17 protein-coding genes are annotated in these 17,866 nt (G+C 61.5%); 12 read left to right on the top strand and 5 right to left on the bottom strand.

Annotation, left to right across the window (positions count from 1 at the left end; genetic code table 11):
- The first annotated feature begins 167 nt into the window (after positions 1 to 167).
- The 4 genes from metX (at position 168) to DFR38_RS12125 (ending at position 3,661) form a co-directional block, all read left to right on the top strand.
- On the top strand, positions 168 to 1,310 hold the full coding sequence (gene metX / locus DFR38_RS12140; protein WP_059284413.1) for a homoserine O-succinyltransferase MetX: 1,143 nt from the start codon (positions 168 to 170) through the stop codon (positions 1,308 to 1,310).
- Complete coding sequence (gene metW / locus DFR38_RS12135; protein ID WP_059284414.1) at positions 1,307 to 1,909, top strand: methionine biosynthesis protein MetW; 603 nt, start codon at positions 1,307 to 1,309, stop codon at positions 1,907 to 1,909. Before metX ends, metW begins: the two co-directional genes overlap by 4 nt.
- A 67-nt stretch (positions 1,910 to 1,976) precedes the next feature.
- The gene (locus DFR38_RS12130; RefSeq protein WP_059284415.1) at positions 1,977 to 3,257 is read left to right on the top strand and encodes an AmpG family muropeptide MFS transporter; all 1,281 of its coding nucleotides are present in this window, start codon (positions 1,977 to 1,979) and stop codon (positions 3,255 to 3,257) included.
- On the top strand, positions 3,254 to 3,661 hold the full coding sequence (locus DFR38_RS12125) for an MliC family protein (protein ID WP_059284416.1): 408 nt from the start codon (positions 3,254 to 3,256) through the stop codon (positions 3,659 to 3,661). Before DFR38_RS12130 ends, DFR38_RS12125 begins: the two co-directional genes overlap by 4 nt.
- A gap of 216 nt (positions 3,662 to 3,877) precedes the next feature.
- Here the strand turns inward: DFR38_RS12125 and DFR38_RS12120 are convergent, their stop codons facing one another.
- Complete coding sequence (locus tag DFR38_RS12120; RefSeq protein ID WP_082693240.1) at positions 3,878 to 5,107, bottom strand: MFS transporter; 1,230 nt, start codon at positions 5,105 to 5,107, stop codon at positions 3,878 to 3,880.
- A 65-nt stretch (positions 5,108 to 5,172) separates the two neighbouring features.
- Between DFR38_RS12120 and DFR38_RS12115 the strand changes: the two genes are divergently transcribed.
- Positions 5,173 to 5,979: an AraC family transcriptional regulator gene (locus DFR38_RS12115; protein WP_110313457.1), complete on the top strand. Its 807-nt coding sequence runs from the start codon at positions 5,173 to 5,175 to the stop codon at positions 5,977 to 5,979.
- On the opposite strand, the gene DFR38_RS12110 is transcribed toward DFR38_RS12115, so the two are convergent.
- Together DFR38_RS12110 and wrbA are read right to left on the bottom strand one after the other, a co-directional pair.
- The gene (locus DFR38_RS12110; protein ID WP_059284417.1) at positions 5,976 to 6,233 is read right to left on the bottom strand and encodes a hypothetical protein; all 258 of its coding nucleotides are present in this window, start codon (positions 6,231 to 6,233) and stop codon (positions 5,976 to 5,978) included. The genes DFR38_RS12115 and DFR38_RS12110 overlap by 4 nt on opposite strands.
- Before the next feature lie 87 nt (positions 6,234 to 6,320).
- Entirely contained in the window at positions 6,321 to 6,920 is a 600-nt protein-coding gene (gene wrbA, locus DFR38_RS12105) for an NAD(P)H:quinone oxidoreductase (RefSeq protein WP_059284418.1), read from the bottom strand.
- Between the two features lie 202 nt (positions 6,921 to 7,122).
- Here wrbA and DFR38_RS12100 point away from each other — a divergent pair, with 202 nt between their 5' ends.
- Complete coding sequence (locus DFR38_RS12100; RefSeq protein WP_059284419.1) at positions 7,123 to 8,334, top strand: YihY family inner membrane protein; 1,212 nt, start codon at positions 7,123 to 7,125, stop codon at positions 8,332 to 8,334.
- Here the strand turns inward: DFR38_RS12100 and DFR38_RS12095 are convergent.
- Entirely contained in the window at positions 8,286 to 9,089 is an 804-nt protein-coding gene (locus tag DFR38_RS12095; RefSeq protein WP_059284420.1) for a DUF3025 domain-containing protein, read from the bottom strand. The genes DFR38_RS12100 and DFR38_RS12095 overlap by 49 nt on opposite strands.
- A 30-nt stretch (positions 9,090 to 9,119) precedes the next feature.
- Positions 9,120 to 11,423, bottom strand: a complete 2,304-nt coding sequence (locus tag DFR38_RS12090; RefSeq protein WP_158527733.1) for a sensor domain-containing diguanylate cyclase — start codon at positions 11,421 to 11,423, stop codon at positions 9,120 to 9,122.
- A gap of 274 nt (positions 11,424 to 11,697) precedes the next feature.
- Between DFR38_RS12090 and cysG the strand changes: the two genes are divergently transcribed.
- Genes cysG through DFR38_RS12060 form a run of 6 tightly spaced genes read left to right on the top strand, consistent with a single transcriptional unit; the run spans position 11,698 to position 17,843 of the window.
- The gene (gene cysG, locus DFR38_RS12085) at positions 11,698 to 13,119 is read left to right on the top strand and encodes a siroheme synthase CysG (RefSeq protein WP_059284422.1); all 1,422 of its coding nucleotides are present in this window, start codon (positions 11,698 to 11,700) and stop codon (positions 13,117 to 13,119) included.
- A gap of 59 nt (positions 13,120 to 13,178) precedes the next feature.
- Positions 13,179 to 13,586, top strand: a complete 408-nt coding sequence (locus DFR38_RS12080) for a PTS sugar transporter subunit IIA (RefSeq protein ID WP_059284423.1) — start codon at positions 13,179 to 13,181, stop codon at positions 13,584 to 13,586.
- Entirely contained in the window at positions 13,573 to 13,842 is a 270-nt protein-coding gene (locus tag DFR38_RS12075; RefSeq protein ID WP_059284424.1) for an HPr family phosphocarrier protein, read from the top strand. The genes DFR38_RS12080 and DFR38_RS12075 overlap by 14 nt, the downstream gene beginning before the upstream one ends.
- Before the next feature lie 29 nt (positions 13,843 to 13,871).
- Positions 13,872 to 15,611: a phosphoenolpyruvate--protein phosphotransferase gene (gene ptsP / locus DFR38_RS12070; protein WP_059284425.1), complete on the top strand. Its 1,740-nt coding sequence runs from the start codon at positions 13,872 to 13,874 to the stop codon at positions 15,609 to 15,611.
- Between the two features lie 22 nt (positions 15,612 to 15,633).
- Positions 15,634 to 16,716, top strand: a complete 1,083-nt coding sequence (gene rfaQ, locus DFR38_RS12065) for a putative lipopolysaccharide heptosyltransferase III (RefSeq protein ID WP_059284426.1) — start codon at positions 15,634 to 15,636, stop codon at positions 16,714 to 16,716.
- Positions 16,647 to 17,843, top strand: coding sequence for a glycosyltransferase family 4 protein (locus tag DFR38_RS12060; protein ID WP_110313455.1), 1,197 nt, complete (start codon positions 16,647 to 16,649; stop codon positions 17,841 to 17,843). The genes rfaQ and DFR38_RS12060 overlap by 70 nt, the downstream gene beginning before the upstream one ends.
- Positions 17,844 to 17,866 lie beyond the last annotated feature (23 nt).

The following is a 17,866-nucleotide window of genomic DNA, read 5'->3' as shown; positions in this document are numbered from 1 at the left end:
GAAAACCGGGCCGATTATGCGGTGCCGGCGGTACGGTAGCAAGCAAGGCTATGGATATAATCGGCCAGACAGGCGATGATAGCAGCCGTAGCCTACAGGAGGCTCCGCAGCGAGAATGGCCAGCAAGGCCGCCGGCGGGGCAATAATCAATAGAGGCCTTTTTTGTTATGTCTGATCTGACAAGGTCTGTCGGCATCGTAAAGGCACAGATCGCGGAGTTCGATACCCCGCTGCATCTGGCCAGCGCTGCCGTGCTGCCTGCCTACCAACTGTGTTTTGAAACCTATGGCACGCTCAATGCCGCGCGCAGCAATGCCATCCTGATCTGCCATGCGCTGTCCGGCCACCACCATGTGGCGGGGCGCTATGCTGCCGATGATAAGGCCGCCGGCTGGTGGGACAATATGGTGGGGCCCGGCAAGCCCATCGATACCGACCGTTTTTTTGTGGTGGGGCTGAACAATCTGGGCGGCTGCCACGGCAGTACCGGCCCGTCCTCCATCAATCCGGCCACCGGCCAGCCCTGGGGGTCTTCCTTTCCGGTGGTGACGGTGCCGGACTGGGTGCGCTCGCAAGCGCGGCTGGCCGACCGGCTGGGCATAGACCGCTGGGCGGCGGTGATTGGCGGCAGCCTGGGCGGCATGCAGGCCCTGCAGTGGAGCATCGACTACCCGGAGCGGGTGGCGCATGCGCTGGTGATTGCCTCGGCGCCCAAGCTGTCGGCACAGAACATTGCCTTCAATGATGTCGCCCGTCAGGCCATTCTCACCGACCCCGATTTCCATGGCGGCGACTTCTACGCCCAGCATGCCATTCCGCGCCGTGGCCTGCGGCTGGCGCGCATGCTGGGGCATATCACCTATCTGTCCGACGACGGCATGGGCGAGAAATTCGGCCGCATGCTGAAAAGCGGGGATTACCAGTTTGGTTTCGAGGTGGAATTCGAGATCGAATCCTACCTGCGCTACCAGGGCGACAAGTTTTCAGATTACTTCGATGCCAATACCTATCTGCTGATGACCAAGGCGCTGGATTACTTCGACCCGGCCAAGGACCTGAACGACGACCTGGTGGCGGCGCTGCGTAAAGCCAGCGCCCGCTTCATGGTGGCCAGTTTTACCTCGGACTGGCGCTTTTCGCCAGAGCGCTCGCGCGAAATCGTCAAGGCGCTGGTGGCGGCGGACAAGGAAGTGGTGTACGGCGAAATCGAATCGGTGCACGGCCATGATGCCTTCCTGATGCTGGACGAACCCTATGTCAAGCTGATGCGCGCCTATCTCAACCGCGTGGCCGAGGAGGTGAACGCATGAGCGCAAACCAAACCTTGCGGGCCGACCTGCAACTGATTGCCGACTGGGTGGCCCCCTCCAGCCGCGTGCTGGACCTGGGCTGCGGCGATGGTGCGCTGCTGTCCTGGCTGAACCGCCACAAGGCGGTGCGTGGCTATGGCGTGGACTTTGACGTCAACAATGTGGTGCGCTGCGTGGAAGCGGGCGTCAACGCCATCCAGGGCAACCTGGAAACCGGTCTGGCCGAGTTCGAAGACCAGCGCTTCGACCATGTGGTGTTGTCGCAGACCATCCAGGCCATGCACAATACCGAGCAGATTCTGGTGGAAATGCTGCGCGTCGGCCGCGAGGCCATCGTCACCTTCCCCAATTTCGGCTACTGGGAAAACCGCTGGCAGATTCTGCAAGGCCATATGCCGGTATCGGAAACCATTCCCTACGAGTGGTACAACACGCCGAACATCCACTGGTGCATGCTGGGCGACTTCGAGGCGCTGTGTGCCAAGAATGGCATCCGCGTGCTGGAGCGGGTGGTGATGAACGAGGCAAAGCGCATTCATTTCCTGCCCAATCTGCGCGGCAGCCTGGCGTTCTACCGTGTAGCCCGCCAGCCCGGCTGAGTACCGATGACCCACAAAGGCGGCTACGGTCGCCTTTTTGCATTGCTGGCCCCGGCCACAAGGATTCATGAAACAAGCTCCCCTGCACTGGCGCGAGGCCATCCTGTCGCGCCGCATGCTGATTTGCGTGTTCACCGGCTTTGCTTCCGGTTTGCCGCTGTATCTGCTGATCAACCTGTTGCCAGCCTGGCTGCGCAGCGAAGGTGTCAATCTCAAGGCCATCGGCCTGTTTGCCCTGATCGGCCTGCCCTATACCTGGAAATTCCTGTGGTCGCCGCTGCTGGATCGTTTCGTGCCGCCGCTGCTGGGGCGACGGCGCGGCTGGATGCTGCTCAGCCAGCTGGCCCTGCTCATCAGCATGGCCCTGTTCGGTCTGTTCGATCCACGGCTGCAACTACAGCAGATCGCCATGCTGGCGGCAGTGGTGGCCTTTTTCTCCGCCAGCCAGGACATCGTGCTGGATGCCTACCGCCGCGAGCTGCTGGACGAGGCCGAGCTGGGGCTGGGCAATGCCATCCATATCAATGCCTATCGGCTGGCCGGCCTGGTGCCGGGCTCTTTGTCGCTGATTCTGGCTGATCACACCAGTTGGGCCAATGTCTTCATCATCACCGCGCTGTTCATGCTGCCCGGGGTGCTGATGACCCTGCTGGTGTCCGAGCCCAAGCTGGCGGCAGCACCACCCAAGACCCTGCGCGAGGCGGTGGTGGAGCCGTTTCACGAATTCATCCAGCGCCAGGGCTGGCAGGCTGCCGCCACCATTCTGGGCTTCATCTTCCTGTACAAGCTGGGTGACAGCATGGCCACCGCGCTGGCCACGCCGTTTTACCTGGACATGGGCTTTGCCAAGTCGCAGATCGGCCTGGTGGCCAAGAACGCCGGACTGTGGCCGGCGGTCATCGGCGGCCTGCTGGGCGGGGTGTGGATGCTCAAGCTGGGCATCAACCGTGCGCTATGGCTGTTTGGCGTGGTGCAGCTGCTGTCGATACTGGGCTTCGCCTGGCTGGCCAGCTATGGCCATTTTCAGCAGGTTGGTCCTGTCCAGTTAGGCCAGTTGGCCCTGGTGATCGGTTTCGAGGCGCTGGGCGTCGGCCTGGGGACGGCAGCCTTTGTCGCCTTTATCGCCCGCACCACCCATCCGGCCTATACCGCCACCCAGTTTGCCCTGTTTACCAGCTTGTCAGCGGTGCCGCGCACCTTTGCCAATGCCGCCACCGGCTATATTGTGGATGCCGTGGGCTGGGGCGGGTTTTTCCTGCTGTGCGCGGTACTGGCCTTGCCCGGCATGTTGTTGTTGCTGAAGGTGGCCCCGTGGCATGGGGACACCATCGACAAGGAAACGTCATGAAGCTGTTGCCTGTATTGCTGGCCTGCCTGCTACCCTTGCCGCTGCTGGCCGAACCGCAGCCCCTGCTGCTGGAGAAGGCTGGCGAGGCGGTCTCCGGCGAGGCCGTACCGGCCATGCAGCGGGTGGATTACCAATGCGCGGCCCATCGCCTGCTCAGCGTGGAATATCCGCAGCCGGAAGTGGCCGATGTGCTGCCCATCCGCATTCTCTGGCAGGGGCAGCACTACCGGCTGGTGCGGGTCAGCAGTGCCAGCGGCGTGCGTTATGCCAGCCAGCTGCTGGTGTGGTGGAACAAGGGCGAGCAGTCGGTCTTGCTCACCCGCGGCGGGCGTACGCTGGCGCGCGATTGCCAGCCGCTGGCAGCCGCCCCCATCCCTGCGGTCCCCACCCCGCCCGCACCATGAAAAAACCGGCCGTGATGGCCGGTTTTCAGGCTGCTGACAAAGTTATTTGGAGCCATTGTACTGGACCCGGCAAAGCCGGGCCTTTCGATTAAGTCACTGATTCCGCAGCCTTCCCATCTATTCGCCTTTCCCCCGTCCTGGCCTTGCCAATTGAAGAAAGGAGCCTTGCTTTCCTTTCAGAAAGCGAGAGGGTTGTTTGTCAAGGTGCCGCGTGACTCAGGCTTTTTTACGGTGCAGGTCGGGCAGCAGCACGGTAATCACTCCCAGCAAGGGCAGGAAAGCGCACAGCTGGTAGACGGTTTCGATGCCGTAATGGTCGGCCACCTTGCCCAGCACCGCCGCACCGATACCGCCAATGCCGAAGGCAAAGCCGAAGAACAGCCCGGACACCATGCCCACCTTGCCCGGCACCAGCTCCTGCGCATACACCAGGATGGCGGAGAAGGCCGAGGCCAGAATGAAGCCGATGATGAAGGACAGCACGCTGGTCCAGAACAGGTCCACATGCGGCAAGGCCAGGGTAAACGGTGCCACGCCCAGAATCGAAAACCAGATCACCCGCTTGCGGCCGATGGCATCGCCAATCGGCCCGCCCAGCACCGTGCCGGCGGCCACGGCAAACAGGAAGATGAACAAATGCAGCTGTGCCGCCTGAATACCCAGCCCGAAGTGCTGCATCAGGTAAAAGGTGAAATAGCTGGTGATGCTGGTGAGATAGAAATACTTGGAGAACACCAACAGCACCAGCACCCCCAGCGTGAACGCCGTACGCTGCGGTGACAGGCCGGTGGGCACAATGGCCTTGTGCGCCTTGGCCGTGCGTTGCTGGTGGCTATACCAGACGCCGATGCGCCACAGCACCAGCATGCCCAAGAGGGCGGCCAGCGAGAACCAGGCCAGGCTGGGCTGGCCGTAGGGAAACACCACCAGCGCCGCCAGCAAGGGGCCGGTGGCAGAGCCGGTATTGCCCCCTACTTGAAACAGCGACTGCGCCAGACCATGACGGCCGCCGGAGGCCATGCGCGCCACGCGCGAGGATTCCGGGTGGAAGATGGACGAGCCGGTGCCCACCAGTGCGGCGGCGATCAGCAGCACCGGATAGCTGGCTGCCACGGACAGCAGCAACAGGCCGCACAGCGTGGAGCCCATGCCGAAAACCAGCGAGTAGGGTAGTGGGCGCTTGTCGGTATAGATGCCGACCAGCGGCTGCAGCAGCGAGGCGGTGCACTGGTAAACCAGGGTCATCAGGCCGATCTGGGCAAAGCTCAGGTGAAAGCCACCCTTGAGCACGGGGTAGATGGCCAGAATCAGCGACTGCAACATGTCGTTGAGGAAATGGGTAAAGCTGATGGCACCCAATACCCGGAAGCGGGTGTCCTGCGGCGGTGCCATGCTCTGGCTGGCGCTTGTCATGATGATGTCGTCTTGTGGTGGTGGGTTCATCATGCTATCAAGGGGTGTCCTGCCCGTCCTGCGCATGAAGGGCAATTATCTGCGAGAAAATGACAGTCATGACTGATTATCAGCATCTGCACCAGTACGACACTGGTATTGCGCCGGTGGTGGCCAAGGCGCGCGATTATCCGGCCGGAGAAAGCACCCCGCGGCATGCCCATCCCACCGCCCAGCTCTTGTATGCGGTGGAAGGGGTGATGGTGGTGAGCACCGCACTGGGGCAGTGGATCGTGCCGCCTACCCGTGGCATCTGGCTGCCGATTGCCACCTGGCACCAGGTGCGGATGATCAGCGCGGTGCGCATGCGCACGGTGTATGTGCGGGAAGACAGCCTGGACGGGCTGCCGCAGGAATGCCGGGTGCTGGCCATTTCGCCCTTGTTGCGCGAGCTGATTCTGGCGGCCATGGATATCGCTGTGCCGTATGCGGCCGATTCGCGCGATGAGCGGCTGATGAAACTGCTACTGGATGAAATCCGCAGCCTGCCCACGCTGGCGCTGTCCTTGCCACGGCCGCACAGTGCGGCCCTGCAAGGCCTGTGTGCTGCCTTGCAGGCCGATCCGGGTGATGCGCGTTCGGTGGAGGAGTGGGCCGCGCAACTGGCCATGGATGCGCGCACGCTGCAGCGGCGTTTCAGTCGCGAAACCGGCCTGTCGCTGGGGCAGTGGCGGCGGCAGGCCCGGCTGATTGCCGCACTGGAAAAGCTGGCCTGCGGGGCCAGCGTGCTGGAAGTGGCACTGGACCTGGGCTATGCCAGCCCCAGTGCCTTTGCCACCATGTTCAAGCGCGAGCTGGGCGTATCACCCAGCAGCTTTTATGCGCCGCTGCCGGATGAACATGACTCGGTGATCTCCGGCGGCTAGGGCAGGGCGCGACGCAGCGCGTCCAGCTGCTGCAGGCTTTCATCCAGAATCAGCAATTGCAGCACCTGCTCGGCCAGTGCGCTGTCACCCTGGCGGTAAGCCTGGCTGAAGGCATCCGCGGCGCGCTGACCGTGCTGGTCCAGCCGCAACTGATGAGCGGCATCCGGCCCGCGCCGGGCCAGTTCCAGCAACATGGCATCGGCCGTTGCCGCGGCAACGGGGGTCCGGGAAAAGAAACCGGCAATTCCACACATAAAGCTTGTTCCCGGCGCAGCAATCCGTGCTGCGCAAGAGGTAGAAAATCAGCGAGTGCGCGGCCAGGCCAGCGCGCCCGCCCTGTATTACAGCGGTTGCTGCAGCCGCAAGGCGGCTTCCGCCAGCCGCTTGCCCTGGGCAAAGGCCAGCTTGCTTTCGTCGGCCGACAGCGGGCGGTCATTCTGCACCCCAGCCACATGGCTGACGCCATAGGGGGTGCCGCCGCTCTGGGTGGCGGCCAGTTGTGGCTCGGAATAGGGCAGGCCGACCAGCAGCATGCCGTGGTGCAGCAGCGGCAGCATCATGCTCAGCAGGGTGGATTCCTGCCCGCCATGCATGGACGAGGAGCTGGTGAACACGCAGGCCGGCTTGCCGGCCAGTGCGCCGGCCATCCATTCCCCGCTGGTGCTGTCGATGAAGTACTTCATGGCGGCGGCCATATTGCCAAAACGGGTGGGGCTGCCCAGCGCCAGGGCTATGCACTCGGCCAGATCGCTTTTTTCCACATAGGGTGCGCCGCTGGCCGGGATGGCCGGTGCGCTGGCTTCGCAGACGGTGGAAACCTTGGGCACGGTGCGCAGCCGTGCCTGGCAGCCGGGCACGCTTTCGATGCCACGGGCAATCAGCCGGGCCAGTTCGGCGGTGGCACCATGCTGGCTGTAATAGAGTACGAGGATGTCTTGCACGGCGATATCCAGAGGAAGGGCCGCCACAGCGAGGGATGGCGGCAACCAGGGTGAACTGGCAGCATGATACCAGTTTCCATCTGTTAATTTGTATGAAGACCGTGTGCCAAACGTAAAGCCGCCGCGCGGTCTGGCCTGCGCGCGGGTGGCACCACAAGCTTGCCGCTTGCCAGCCGGCGGTGGCTGAATTACCTTGCGCCTCATGAAACTGCCTACCAAGTATGCAACGCAAATCGGTTTTTCCGGCTTCCTGATCCGCCGCATGAGCAGCCTGCGCGTGCTGCAGGTTGCCGGCAGCCTGACCTTCACCACCCTGCTGGCACTGGTGCCGCTGTTCACCATTGCCCTGACGGTGATTTCCGCCTTTCCGGTGTTTTCCGACTACAGCACGCGCTTCAAGGTATTGCTGTTGTCGACGCTGGTGCCGGAATTCGCCGGCAAGGTGATTTCCGTCTATATGCGCCAGTTTGCCGACAATGCGGAAAAGCTCACTGCCGCCGGCATCATCATGCTGGGGGTGACGGCGCTGATGCTGATGTCCACCATCGAGCGCACCTTCAATGCCATCTGGAGCGTGCGCCGCGGCCGGCCCTGGCTGCAGCAGAGCATGGTGTACTGGACGGTGCTGACGCTGGGGCCGCTGGTGCTGGGCGGTGGCCTGCTGTCCTGGCGCTGGCTGCTCAAGTTCACCCGTTTCGAAAAAACCATGCCCTTGCTGGCCAGTGCGGTGGAGGCGGGTGGCACCATCCTGCTGACCGGCATCGTGCTGTCGCTGCTGTACCGGATTGTGCCCAACCGCTTTGTGCCCATCCGGCATGCGGTGCTGGGGGCGATGATTACCGCGCTGCTGCTGGAGCTGACCAAGCTCGGTTTTGGCTATTACATCGGTCAGGTGGCCAGCTACCAGCTGGTGTACGGAGCCTTTGCCAGTATTCCGATTTTCCTGCTCTGGGTGTATTGCCTGTGGATGGTGGTATTGGCCGGGGCGGTGTTTACTGCATCGCTTTCCTACTGGGAAGGCGGGGCCTGGCGGCGGCGCTTTGAGCCGCGGCGACGTTTTCTGGATGCGGTGGAAGTGTTGCTGATGCTGGATGCGGCGCAGGAGCAGGGTTGCAGCCTGACGCCGGTGCAATTGCGCCAACAGGTCAAGATAGGCTACGACGAGCTGGGCCTGGTGCTGGACAAGCTGGCGCTGCATGGCTATGTGCAGAAAGGCCAGCGCGATGGCTGGGTGCTGATGAAAAAGCTGGCGGTGGTGCCGCTGTCCGAGCTGTTCCAGCTGTTTGTCTACCGCGCCGACCTGGCCAATGACGATGAGGTGGGGCAGGGCATCGAAAACCTGCTCGGCACGGTGACCGAGCGGCTTCAGAGTGTGTCGCTGGAAGACTTTGCCCGCCGGCTGGGGCGGAAGTAGTCGGTATTCTGGTAGAAGGCCGGGTTTTCGTTATCCGGCCACCAGCCGGGAATGCCCAGCAAGGGGAGCGGCCATAGCTGGCGCGGGCTGGCCAGCCAGTCGTCATCGGCCAGCATGCTGGCCAGCCGGCTGTCCAGTTGCTCGCGCTGCACGGCCTCGGGCAGGGCGAAGAAGTCTGGCTCCACCGCCAGCAGCAGCGCCTTGCCGCACCAGCCCAGATGCGGTGTCAGGCCGGTTTCAAACAGTGCATGCCCCAGCGCATGCACGCTGATCTGCCGCCCCCAGGCGTCACGCCGCTGCACAAACAGCGTTTGCCATTGCATGTCATCCAGCGCCTGCCCCAGTGCCGGCTCGGCGCAGGCGACGATGATCCCGCATTCATCCAGCAAGGTGGCGGCATCACGGCGCGGCCCGCGCTGGATCTCGCCACGGCGGATGGCGCGTACATGGCGCGCATTCAGCGCGGCCTTGCTCAAGGGCCAGGCCAGCCAGGCCAGGGCATTGAACCAGTCGTGCCAGTTGCCGCTGCGGGTGGGCACTTCGCCGGTGTCGGCAATATGGGTTTCGTAGTAGGCGGCTGCCTCCAGGTCGCAGCAAAAGCGCAGGCCGGCGGGGAGGCCGGCTGGCGCGGCCAGTTGCCGCAGCCGGTCGTAGTCGGCCTGCCCGGGCCAGTCGGCCAGAGGCAGCTTGGTGATGAGCGCGCAGAGCGGCTGGTAGAGCGGGTGGGACAGATAGTCGGTGTGCCAGTGACTCACGATGGGCGGCTGCCTGACAAAAGCGCCATTTTAATCCAGCGCCGGCGGCAGGTCATGGCAAACCCGGTTGCGTCCCAGGTGTTTGGCCTGATACAGCAGCTTGTCGGCCCGCTTCAGCGGGTCATCCACATGCAGATCCGTACTGCGCAGCAAGGACAGCCCCACGCTGACGGTGTAGTGGATCTGCTGCCCGTTGACTTCGACCCGGCTCTGGCTGACCGCCTCGCGTATCCGTTCGGCCGCCGCCAGCGCAGCGCTGCCTTCGGTATTGGGCAGCAGGGCGGCAAACTCCTCGCCACCCAGTCGTCCGGTCAGGTCCGAGGTGCGCAGCACCTCACGGCACAGCGTGGCGAAGTGGGTGATGACCTGATCACCGGCGGCATGGCCGTACTGGTCGTTGATGTTCTTGAAATGGTCCAGGTCCATCATCAGCACGGCCATCGGCTGCTGGTAGCGCTGGCTGCGCTTGATGTCACGCTCGGCCTGCTCCAGAAAGTGACGGCGGTTGTCCAGCCGGGTCAGTTCGTCCTTGGTGGCCAGCTGGAACAGCTTTTTCTCGTGGATGTCACGCTGCAGGGCAATGGCGGTGATGTGTGAGCTGCGATAAACCAGCCGCATTTCATCGGGGTTGGGCGTGCGCGGCTCGGTGTAGTAAATGGCAAAGGTGCCCAGCAGCTCGCGCGTGCTGCTGAACAGTGGCGTCGACCAGCAGGCGCGCAGCCGGTAGGGCCGGACAAAGTCCAGATAGGGCTGCCACAGCGGGCTATTTTCCATGTCCTCGACGATGATGGTGCGCTTCCAGTAGGCCGCGGTGCCGCAGGAGCCGACCTCGGGGCCGATGGCAATGCCTTCAATATGTGCGCTGTAGCCTGCTGGCAGGCTGTTGCCGGAGGCAACATGCAGGTGCTGGCCATCTTCGGTCAGCAGCATCACCGAACACAAGCCGCCGGTGAGCTGGGATTCGATCATGGTGCAGATCTGCGCCAGCGTGTCTTGCAGCGGCTGATTGGAGGCGATCATCTCCATCACCGCATTTTCTTCGCTCAGCAGACGATTGGCCTGGCGGGTGTCGGTAATTTCCCGGTCCACCGACAGAATGCTGGTGAGCTTGCCATTGCTGTCGAACTCGGGAAACAGCCGGGTTTCGAAAATATAGCGCCGGTTATGCGCCAGCAGCTCCATTTCGAAGCAGCGTGGCTCCCAGGTGTCGATCAATTGCCGGCATTGCGACTCGAACAGCGCAACCACATCGGCCGGCCAGCCCTTTTCGCCCACGGTTTTGCCGATATGCTCATCGCGGATCAGCGGCGAGTAACGGCTGACGCTGCGATTGATGAACTGGCAGCGCAGTTCCAGATCGTAGCGGGCGATGATGTCGGTGGAGTTTTCCACCAGGGTGCGGAACTCCTGTTCGCGCCGCCGCATGGCGGCCTCGGCCAGCTTGCGCGCGGTGATGACCTGATTGAGCGCCAGCACGATGGCGCCGTCGCCCGCTTGCGGATCGGCTTGCAGATTCTGCTCCAGCCATTCCCAATGCTGGTCGGCGTGCCGCATGCGGCATTCCAGGCTATGGCTGGTGGCCGGGTGATGGCAGGCTGCCTGCAGGGCGTTTTCCAGCAAGGGGCGGTCTTCCGGATGCAGCAGCTGCAGCCAGTCGTCCAGGCTCATTTTTTCCAGCTGCGCATCCAGCCCCAGCAGCTTGTGCAGCGAGCCGGGCGAACAGCTGACCTGCTGTTTGCCCAGGTCGAATTCGCACAGGCCGATGCGCGTGCCTTGCAATACCGTGCTGATGGCATTGCCCAGTTGCACCGGGCGGCCTTCCTCGCCGGCATCGTGCAACAGCAGCAGTCGCCAGTTGCCCGGTGCTCTGCCGGCCGGCAGCACGATGTGCTGCAGACCGAGCTGGCGGGTGCGGCCCTGTGCATCCTGCAGTTCGACATGCTGCGGAGGTGCCAGCAAGGCAGTCTGCTGTTGCAATGCCTGGCACAGCGCCGGCGGCAGGCCACAGTCCTCCAGGCTACGCGGTTGCCGCCCGAAGAGGGAGGCGCAGCCCTGTCCGGCTGCTTGCAACTGGCCTTGTCCGTCCAGTGCCAGCAGCGCGGCGCTGGAGTGTCCCACCAGAAAGCGCAGGGTATCTGCCTGCTCTTGCTCCTGGCGGCGTCGCTGCCACAGGCTGCCCAGCCAGATCCCGGCCGCAGCACCGAGCAGACTGGCCAGCGGCCAGTCCCAGGTGGCGTGAGGCAGTTCGCCCGCCCAGGCCAGCGGGCTGCCCAGCGCCAGTATCAAGACCGTGCCGTAGCCTGTTCTGCTGCATGTCGATCTGAAGATATTCAATGAGTACCCGCCGCTTCCTGAAGTTGCGCTGTTTATCTCTTGCCGAGTGCCCGCACCGGCCAAGCCCATCCCGCGCTGGCCTTGCACCGCTCCTGCCGCAGCCCGCAGACGGTCTGCCGCGGCGACCCTTGGCACGGCTGTGTGGGCAGTGCTTCATTCCATCATGGCATTTCGCCGCAAAGATGTGATGACGAAAATCAGGCAGAGTGCCGGCCGCTCGTCGTTTTTATGCAACAAATAAAGTATGCTGTGGCCATTGCTTGTGGAGCGATGCATGGATTACTTTCCGATTTTTCTGAAGCTGCAGGATGCGCCCTGCCTGGTGGTGGGGGGAGGCGATGTCGCCTTGCGCAAGATTCGTCTGCTCAAGGCGGCCGCTGCCCGCATCACCGTGGTTGCGCCTGAGCTGACCGCCGAACTGGGCGAAATGGCGCAGCAGGGCAGCCTGCACTGGTTGCCAGGGTATTTCGCTTCCGAGCAGGTTGCCGGCATGCGGCTGGTGGTGGCCGCCACCGACCAGCGCGCGGTGAATCAGCAGGTTTCCGCCGCAGCCCAGGCTCACAATATTCCGGTGAATGTGGTGGATGATCCGGAATTGTCGACCTACATCACGCCAGCCATCATCGACCGTTCGCCGCTGGTGATCGCCGTCTCTTCCGGCGGGGCGGTCCCGGTGCTGGCGCGGCTGGTGCGTGCCCGGCTGGAAAGCATCATCCCGGCCGGTTTCGGCCTGCTGGCCGCCTTTTCCGCGCGCTTTCGCGACAAGGTGAAAGCCCGTTTCGGCGATGTGGAAGCGCGCCGCGCCTTCTGGGAATCCGTGCTGGAAGGCCCGGTGGCCGAAGCCGTGATGAATGGCCGTGAAGAAGCCGCCTGTCAGGAAATGGAAAAGCGGCTGGCCAGCACCCAGGACACGCCCAGTGGCGCGGTCTACCTGGTGGGAGCCGGTCCCGGCAATCCGGACCTGCTCACCTTCCGCGCACTGCGCCTGATGCAGCAGGCCGACGTGGTCTTGCATGACAACCTGGTGGCTCGGGAATTGCTGGAGCTGGTACGGCGCGACGCCGAGCGCATTTATGTGGGCAAGGCCCGTGCCAACCACAGCCTGCCGCAGGAAGACATCAATCTGCTGATGGTAAGATTGGCCAGCGAAGGCAAGCGGGTGCTGCGCCTGAAGGGGGGCGATCCCTTTACCTTCGGCCGCGGCGGCGAGGAAATCGAAACCCTGGCCGAGCATGGCATTCCGTTTGAGGTGGTACCGGGCATTACCTCGGCAAATGGCGCGGCCAGCTATGCCGGTATACCCTTGACCCACCGCGACCATGCCCAGTCGGTCACCTTTGTCACCGGCCACAAGAAAGATGGCAGCATCAATCTGGACTGGCCGGCACTCACCCGCCCGGATCAGACCGTGGTGGTGTACATGGGGCTGACCATGGCGGCGGAGCTGTGTGCCGCCTTCATCCAGCATGGCAAGCCGGCAGATACCCCGGTGGCGGTGATCGAATGGGCCACCACGGCACGGCAGCGGACGCTGACCGGCACCCTGAGCAGCCTGCCGGCATTGATTTCTTCCTATGGCGTTGCCTCGCCTGCGCTTATCATAGTGGGCAGCGTGGTCACGCTGGCGGATAAACTGGCCTGGTACCGGCGGGTGGAAAACGGGCCTGCTACAATGGCGGATTCGCCGCAGACATGAGTACAGCGGGATAAAACCTGCTGTGTGCCAATAACCGTTACGGACAAGAAGACTCGGGCATGGTTGGTGTACTAGTCATATCACATGGCAATCTGGGCGCCTGTCTACTGGACTGCGCCCGGCACGTATTGGGACGGGACCCGGACAATATCGCCACGCTGGCGGTGGAAAAAACCGAGGATCCGGATCAGAAACTGGTCGAAGCCGCTGCGCTGGTGGCACGCCTGGAACAGGGCGATGGCGTGGTGGTGTTGACAGATATGTATGGCGGCACGCCATCCAATATCGCCAGCCGGCTGATCAATCCGGGCAAGGTCGAGGCCGTTGCCGGCGTCAGCCTGCCCATGCTGGTGCGAGCGCTCAGCTATAGCAGCCAGCCACTGGAGATCGTGGTCAGCAAGGCCATTACCGGCGGGCTGGAAGGTGTGCTTTATATTCTACCGGGGGACGGTAATGCTGCGCGTTGAAATACAAATTATCAATAAACTTGGCCTGCATGCTCGCGCATCGAGTAAATTCACCCAGCTTGCCAGCCGCTTCAAGAGCGATGTGGGCATTGCCCGCAATGGCCGCCGCGTCAATGGCAAGAGCATCATGGGGGTGATGATGCTGGCTGCGGCCAAGGGCTCCACCATCGAGCTGGATGTGGAAGGTCCTGATGAACAGGAAGCGCTGGATGCGCTGGTGGCACTGATCAACAACCGGTTTGACGAGGCTGAATGAATCAGCCCGCTTGAGGAGGGGATGGGACGATGAATATCACCCTGCATGGTGTGGCCATTGGTGGCGGCATCGCAATTGGCCGGGCCCATCTCATCTCGCGCAGCATGGACGATGTGGCGCATTACGGCCTGGAGGACGCAGACATCCCGGCCGAGATGGCGCGCTTCGACGAGGCGGTGCGCGCCACGCGCAAAGAGCTGGAAATGCTGTGGGGGAGCATCCCGGAAAATGCACCGGCCGAGCTGGGCGCCTTCCTGTCCTTGCACATCATGCTGCTGGGCGATGTCACCATCTCGCGCGAACCACGCGAAATCATTGAAAAGCAGCGCTGCAATGCCGAATGGGCGCTGAAGCTGCAGTGTGACCTGCTGGTCGAGCAGTTCGACGCCATCGAAGAAGACTACCTGCGCGAGCGCAAAAACGATGTGCTGCAGGTGGTGGAACGCATTTTCAAGAACCTGGACGGCCACGCCCCGCAATTGCCGGCTCCCGGCGATCTGCTGGACGATACCATTCTGGTGGCGCACGACCTGTCGCCGGCCGACATGGTGTATTTCAAGGATTCCAACTTCGCCGCCTTCGTCACCGACGTCGGCGGTGCCACCTCGCATACCGCCATTCTGGGGCGCAGCCTCGACCTGCCCTCGGTCATTGCGCTGCACCACGCACGCGAGCTGATCCGCGAAGAAGAACAGATCATCGTCGATGGTCAGCAGGGTGTGCTGATCGTCAACCCGGATGAGCTGGTGCTCAGCGAATACCGCCGCCGCCAGCGTGCCTGGCGCGATGCCAAGCGCAAGCTGTCGTCCATCCGCAAATCCGATGCCAAAACCAAAGATGGCACGGTGATCGAACTGCTGGCCAATATCGAATTGCCGCAGGATGTGGAGGTGGTGAAGGGGTCCGGTGCGGTGGGCGTCGGCCTGTTTCGCAGCGAATTCCTGTTTCTGGGCCGTGACACCCTGCCTACCGAGGACGAACAGTTCGAGGCTTACCGCAAGGTGGCCGAAGACATGAAAGGCCTGCCGGTCACCATCCGCACCATGGACCTGGGGGCCGACAAGAATCCCAAGTGGCTGAACCACGATGTGGCCGATAACCCGGCGCTGGGCCTGACCGGCATCCGCCTGTGTCTGGCCGAACCCTTGATGTTCCGTGCCCAGTTGCGCGCGCTGTTGCGTGCCTCGCATTACGGCAAGGTCAAGATCCTGTTCCCCATGCTCAATTCACTGGGCGAACTCAAGCAGTCCATTGCCCAGCTGGATTACGCCAAGCAGGAGCTGCACGAAGAAGGCCTGCCTTTCGACGAGCATGTGGAAGTGGGGGCGATGATTGAAATCCCCTCCGCCGCGCTGGTGGTGGGCAGTTTCATCAAGCATGTGGATTTCCTGTCCATCGGCACCAACGACCTGATCCAGTACACCCTGGCTATCGACCGTAACGACGATTCGGTCAGCCACCTGTACGACCCGGTGCATCCGGCCGTGCTCAAGCTGATCCTGCATACCATCCGCACCGGCATCAAGGGTGGGGTGCCGGTGTCGGTATGCGGCGAAATGGCGGGCGACCCGCGCCTGACCCGCCTGCTGCTGGGCATGGGCCTGCGCAGGTTCTCCATGCATCCGGCCAGCCTGCTGGCGGTGAAACGCATGGTGCTCAACACCCATCTGGACGATATCGCGCCCATTGCGGGGCGCATGCTTCGATCCGAAGACCCTGATAAAATCGCCGATCTTTTGCAACTGCTGAATGTCGAGCCGGATGCCTGATCCGGCTTTTTTTACCTTATCTATGCTTAACGATTCCATCGATCTGAACCAGGTACGGCGCGTCTTGGTCATCAAACTGCGCCATCATGGGGATGTCCTGCTGACTTCTCCGGTATTTACCGTGCTGAAGCAGCAGGCTCCGCATCTGGAAATCGATGCACTGGTCTATCGCGACACGCAGGAAATGCTCAGCCTGCATCCGGCCATCAGCCAGTTGCATACCATAGATCGCAACTGGAAAAAGCTGGGCTTGTTCGGCCAGTGCAAGGCCGAACTGGGCTTGCTGACCCAATTGCGCCAGCGTCGTTACGACCTGGTGATTACCCTGACCGAACACAAGCGCGGCGCCTGGCTGGTGCGCCTGCTGTCACCGCGCTGGTCGGTGGGGCCGGATGGCCACTATGGCAAGCTGTTTCGCAACAGCTTTACCCACCGCTACTTGCAGGTGCCGGGCAACCGCCGCCATACCATTGAAATCCATCTGGATGCGCTACGCCGCATTGGTGTGTATCCCTCAGCTGAGCAGCGTGCATTGACTCTGGTTCCCGGCCACAATGCCGAGGCCACGCTGGCGGCCAAGCTGGAACAACAAGGCTTGCAAGCCGGGCAGTACATTCTGGTCCACCCCACCTCACGCTGGCTGTTCAAAAGCTGGACGGTGGAAAACATGGCGGCGCTGATCAACACCCTGCAGCAACGCGGACTCAAGGTACTGCTGACTGCCGCCCCCAGTCCGGATGAAATGGCCATGCTGGGTGATATCCAGTCGCGTCTGACCAGCCCTGTCGCCAGCCTGGCGGGGCAGCTTACCCTGAAGGAACTGGCGGCAGCCATCGACCATGCCCGCCTGTATATCGGGGTGGATTCGGTGCCCATGCACATCGCCTCGGCGATGAAAACGCCTTGTGTGGCACTGTTCGGCCCATCGGGCGACATCGAGTGGGGGCCGTGGCAAGTGCCGCATCGGGTGGTGGCCGCCAAGGTCGCTTGCCGGCCCTGTGGCAATGCCGGTTGCGGCGGCGGCTGGAACAGCGAATGCCTGAACCTGATCAGCCTGCAACAAGTGCTGGATGCGGTGGATGTGGTACTGGGAGAAAGCGTATGAGCCGTCTGGCGATTGTGAGGCAGAAATATAATCCGGCCGGTGGTGCCGAACGGATTGTCAGCGCCATCTTGGGCCAGCTTAAACTACAAGATGAACTGGAGCCGGTGCTGATCAACCGCAATTGGGAACAACTGGATGGCGTGACCGTGTGTCGCGTCAATCCCTTCTACTTGGGCAGCATCTGGCGTGACTGGAGCTTTGCCCGCGCTGCACGACGAGCGTGGCAACGGATGAGGGCAGATTTAGTTCTCTCACATGAGCGAATACCAGGATGTAATGTATACCGTGCAGACGATGGTGTTCACGCTGCATGGCTAGATACAAGAAAAAAGAAATATGGTTTCAAGGCGCGGGTAGCTGTTTTTTTAAATCCGTTCCATCTGTATATGCGGCAAGTTGAGAGAAGGATGTACAGTCATCCAGACTTTCGAGGTGTGATTTGTATATCTGAAATGGTTAGGCGCGATGTGATTGACTTTATTGGTCTTCCTTCTGAAAAATGCCATGTTATTTATAATGGTATCGATACGCAGCGCTTTAACCCTCGTGATGCTCGCAGAAATAGAGAAAGGATGCGGGCGGAATTAAATATAGCAGCTGATGTTCCTGTTATGGTTTTTGTTGGTTCTGGATTTAATAGGAAAGGTCTTTATCAAGCAATTGAACTTATTGCTCAATTTCCGGATGTTAGATTGATTGTTGTTGGAAGCGATAAAAAAATTAACTGGTATAGAAAAGTTGCTATCAAATTTGGGGTTGATGCAAGAGTTTATTTTGTTGGATCTAAATCAAATGTCATCGATTACTATGGGATGAGTGATGCTTTCATTTTACCATCTGTTTATGAGCCATTCGGATTGGTTATTGCGGAAGCTATGGCTTGCGGACTCCCTGTTTTTGTAAGTAACCGTTGTGGTGGGGCAGAGCTGGTGCAGGAAAATAAGACCGGTTGGATTGCCAGTGTTACAGATCATGAGCAATGGGTGGTGAATGTGAAAAGATGGCTTGATATAAAAGATCATTGGTATGATCTAAGTATCGAAGTTAGGGAGTCGGTTTTGAAGTTTACGGAAGAGAAAATGGTGATGGAAATGATTGCGCTTTTTCATGAGTTGAACAAATCGTAATTCATATCATGCCAAAAAGGATT

This window comes from Aquitalea magnusonii, assembly GCF_003202035.1.
Lineage (GTDB): Bacteria > Pseudomonadota > Gammaproteobacteria > Burkholderiales > Chromobacteriaceae > Aquitalea > Aquitalea magnusonii.
The sequence above is the reverse complement of the archived record's forward strand: the minus strand, read 5'-3'. Positions and strand labels throughout refer to the sequence as shown.

What these genes read in the sequence shown, in the direction of transcription:
- metW (WP_059284414.1), top strand. Translation starts at nt 1,307, where the DNA reads ATGAGCGCAAACCAAACCTTGCGGGCCGACCTGCAACTGATTGCCGAC.
- DFR38_RS12100 (WP_059284419.1), top strand. Translation starts at nt 7,123, where the DNA reads ATGAAACTGCCTACCAAGTATGCAACGCAAATCGGTTTTTCCGGCTTC.
- DFR38_RS12080 (WP_059284423.1), top strand. Translation starts at nt 13,179, where the DNA reads ATGGTTGGTGTACTAGTCATATCACATGGCAATCTGGGCGCCTGTCTA.
- metX (WP_059284413.1), top strand. Translation starts at nt 168, where the DNA reads ATGTCTGATCTGACAAGGTCTGTCGGCATCGTAAAGGCACAGATCGCG.
- ptsP (WP_059284425.1), top strand. Translation starts at nt 13,872, where the DNA reads ATGAATATCACCCTGCATGGTGTGGCCATTGGTGGCGGCATCGCAATT.
- DFR38_RS12125 (WP_059284416.1), top strand. Translation starts at nt 3,254, where the DNA reads ATGAAGCTGTTGCCTGTATTGCTGGCCTGCCTGCTACCCTTGCCGCTG.
- DFR38_RS12110 (WP_059284417.1), bottom strand. Translation starts at nt 6,233, where the DNA reads ATGTGTGGAATTGCCGGTTTCTTTTCCCGGACCCCCGTTGCCGCGGCA.
- cysG (WP_059284422.1), top strand. Translation starts at nt 11,698, where the DNA reads ATGGATTACTTTCCGATTTTTCTGAAGCTGCAGGATGCGCCCTGCCTG.
- DFR38_RS12060 (WP_110313455.1), top strand. Translation starts at nt 16,647, where the DNA reads ATGCCTGAACCTGATCAGCCTGCAACAAGTGCTGGATGCGGTGGATGT.
- rfaQ (WP_059284426.1), top strand. Translation starts at nt 15,634, where the DNA reads ATGCTTAACGATTCCATCGATCTGAACCAGGTACGGCGCGTCTTGGTC.
- DFR38_RS12120 (WP_082693240.1), bottom strand. Translation starts at nt 5,107, where the DNA reads ATGATGAACCCACCACCACAAGACGACATCATCATGACAAGCGCCAGC.
- DFR38_RS12115 (WP_110313457.1), top strand. Translation starts at nt 5,173, where the DNA reads ATGACTGATTATCAGCATCTGCACCAGTACGACACTGGTATTGCGCCG.
- DFR38_RS12130 (WP_059284415.1), top strand. Translation starts at nt 1,977, where the DNA reads ATGAAACAAGCTCCCCTGCACTGGCGCGAGGCCATCCTGTCGCGCCGC.
- DFR38_RS12075 (WP_059284424.1), top strand. Translation starts at nt 13,573, where the DNA reads ATGCTGCGCGTTGAAATACAAATTATCAATAAACTTGGCCTGCATGCT.